This window comes from Aquiflexum lacus, from assembly GCF_015476655.1.
GTDB lineage: Bacteria > Bacteroidota > Bacteroidia > Cytophagales > Cyclobacteriaceae > Aquiflexum > Aquiflexum lacus.
This window is the reverse complement of the sequence record NZ_JABFHF010000060.1, coordinates 1-2,785: the sequence shown is the minus strand read 5'-3', so window position 1 is coordinate 2,785 and position 2,785 is coordinate 1. Positions and strand designations below refer to the sequence as shown.

Below are 2,785 nucleotides of genomic sequence, written 5' to 3'. Positions count from 1 at the left end.
TGATTAATTGAGTTTCTAGTTGGGTTGAGAATCAAAGGAGCTTGTGAATACACAAAAGGAGATACTCTAATAAATCAGTTGTTCTGTAGAAGCCTAAGGCGCAACATTTGAAAGGATTATTTGGATGATGAGGAAAGGTATTTGTCCGACTTGTCATTTAGGTGTTGGTAAAAGATGAATGAAGTATTTCAAACTTTGTTAATTCAGTTTAATTAAAAAGATTAAATAGGCCTGAAGGGCCGTCCTGTGATAGCCTAGGGTGCAACCCTAGGTCATAGGAACCGAAAAGAGACCCCATGGTCTGAAAGACCGATCGAGAAAATAACCGGATATATACGGATAATTAGATTATTTTTAATATCCATTTCCTATTTGATGAAAGGTATGTTTGGGATTAATCGTAGATCGGCCCTTCAGGCCCAATGATTCCAATTGATTCATGTAGACCCTGACTTCCGCAAGCTTCAGTCAGGGCTATCACAGGGCAGCCCTTTGGGCTTGATTGAGAATCAAAGGTGCTTGTGAATACACAAGAGGAGATACTCTAATGCAATAAAAGTCCAATAGGCTTTAAAGTAAATTTAAAGTTCACCACACAATCCTCCGAAAGAAATCTTCAGACCAAGGGTGTAGGGTGGTGAATTGAAAATTAAATTTCGGATAGTTGTTCTGAAATAATTGATACTTTTTGATTTTGGCCATTCTTTCATCAAATTTTGCCTCAATGGCCATTGGAGGATTTTCATGAGGTAGTATAAAGTCTATTTCATTGCCATCAGCTGTTCTCCAAAAACGGATATTATCCAAACCAAACCTGCCAGCCAGCATTTTAAAAACTGTTTGTTCCCACAATTCCCCTTTGTCCAATCTTTGGTTGATTGGGGTGAAATTGTTGATCAGAGAGTTTCTCAAACCTGTATCCATCAGATATCCTTTAGGCATTTTCACCAATTCCTTTCTGATATTGGCAAAAAAGGGTTTTACCAGTGATAGGTGAAAACACTTCTCCATTACTTCAAGATAGTTTTGAATGGTCTCGTTTCTTACTTTCAGGGTATTGCTCAATTCATTGACATTTACCAATTGACCGGTTTGGGAAGCCATGATTTGAAATAATTGATAGAATACAACCTCATTTTGAACGCCAGATTCTATGATGTCCCTTTTGATAAATGAATCTCGGATTTCTTTCAGAACTTCTATTTTCTCATTGACCATAGGTTCAGTGACTACTGCAGGATACCCCCCATACAACATGAAACTTTCCCATTCCAACCTAAGGAGATCTATTTTCAGGCTTTTTGCCTGTGGTTGTTCTTTGATCCTTAAAACTTCTTGCCAAAGGTCCTCTTTTCCCTGAAGTAGAAGAAAGTCTTCAAAATCACAGGTCATCAGATGAAAAATCCTTTTTCTACCGGCCAATGAATCCCGAAATTTTTTGTCAATGTAAAAAGCACTGCTTCCACTTGCCACTATTTTAATAAGGTTGCTATAGTCATCATAAATCAGCTTCAGAAAATTGGAAGGATCAGATAAGTATTGGATTTCATCCATAAAGACAACGGTTTTTTTGTCTTGCGTTGGAAGGTAAGCCAATAGGTTAAGAGGATTGGAATCAAGCTCCGCCAAAAAGGCTTTATTTTCAAGGTTGATAAATATCTGAGGAATATCCTGATCTTGACAATATGTCCTCAAACCTGACAATAAGGTGGTTTTTCCGGTTTGTCTTGCTCCTGTAAGAATAGTAAATTCCTTTTTTGGAAGATGCTGGAGTAGTTTTTCGTAAAGTTTTCTTTTCATTTTAATACACCTTTCAGTGTAAAATTAGTAATTCAAACTCACAAATAGTTCATATACTAGTAAAAATATCGGATAATTTACCTAGTCCACTAGTAAAAATATCGGATAATTTACCTAGTCCACTAGTAAAAATATCGAAAATAACATTATGTACCCGAATCAGAGTTTTAAAAAGAAATTAATCTTTTTAAAACTTAGTTTTTATTTTTAACAAAACTTGATTAGCTTTTTAGTCTTAAAAACTTGCCCATTATGAAAAACACCCTTTTGGCTTTCATTGCCCTCCCACTTTTGATTGCTTGTAGTCCATCCAAAGAAAATAAAATGGATTACAGCCAAATAAACTTTTCTATGGATACCGTCTTGGTGGATTCCAAAGATGAGATACTTTATTTGAAAACAAGTTTAAGCAGTGCAGACCTTAGTGAAAATAAAAAGTACTTGTATAATTTTAATAATGATACACACACGCTTGAAATAATTGATCTTGACAATTTTGTTTTCATAGATAGGATTAGCTATGAAAAAGAAGGACCTGATGGTGTAGGGAATTTTGTTCAATCAATTTTTACTATAGATGGTGAAAGATTATTGATCAACTCTTTTATGCAAAGCGGTGAATTTGATTTAGAAGGGAAAAAAATAGAGGATTATAACCTAAAAAATCTAACAGGAGATGCATTGAACAGAGGTGAAATGTTTAACCATCAAATGGTACACCCAAAAATCCCTAAACAGTTGGTTGGTCTATATAATGATTTTAGTTTTCAATCAGTGCACATAGGGAAAATCAATTCCATTCAAAACTCAGTCAAAAAAATTCCCTTGGAAAATTTCGGGTACTTAAAAGATTTTTTTACCCAATGGATTGGAGATAGTGGATATCCTGAGGCTTTCATGGGACCTGTTTTATTTAGAACTACATTCGATGAAAAAGTGGTTTTCAGTCATTCAATGGCAAGTGATATGTATATATATGAATTCG

Annotated in this window: 2 protein-coding genes; one reads left to right on the top strand and one right to left on the bottom strand. The window is 34.9% G+C overall.

What is annotated here, in order from left to right; genetic code table 11:
• Window positions 1-588: 588 nt before the first annotated feature.
• The gene (locus HMJ38_RS24965) at window positions 589-1,800 is read right to left on the bottom strand and encodes an ATP-binding protein (protein ID WP_194977176.1); all 1,212 of its coding nucleotides are present in this window, start codon (window positions 1,798-1,800) and stop codon (window positions 589-591) included.
• Between the two features lie 252 nt (window positions 1,801-2,052).
• Between HMJ38_RS24965 and HMJ38_RS24960 the strand changes: the two genes are divergently transcribed.
• A partial coding sequence (locus HMJ38_RS24960) for a DUF4221 family protein (RefSeq protein WP_194977175.1) occupies window positions 2,053-2,785 on the top strand: 733 nt, incomplete at its 3' end.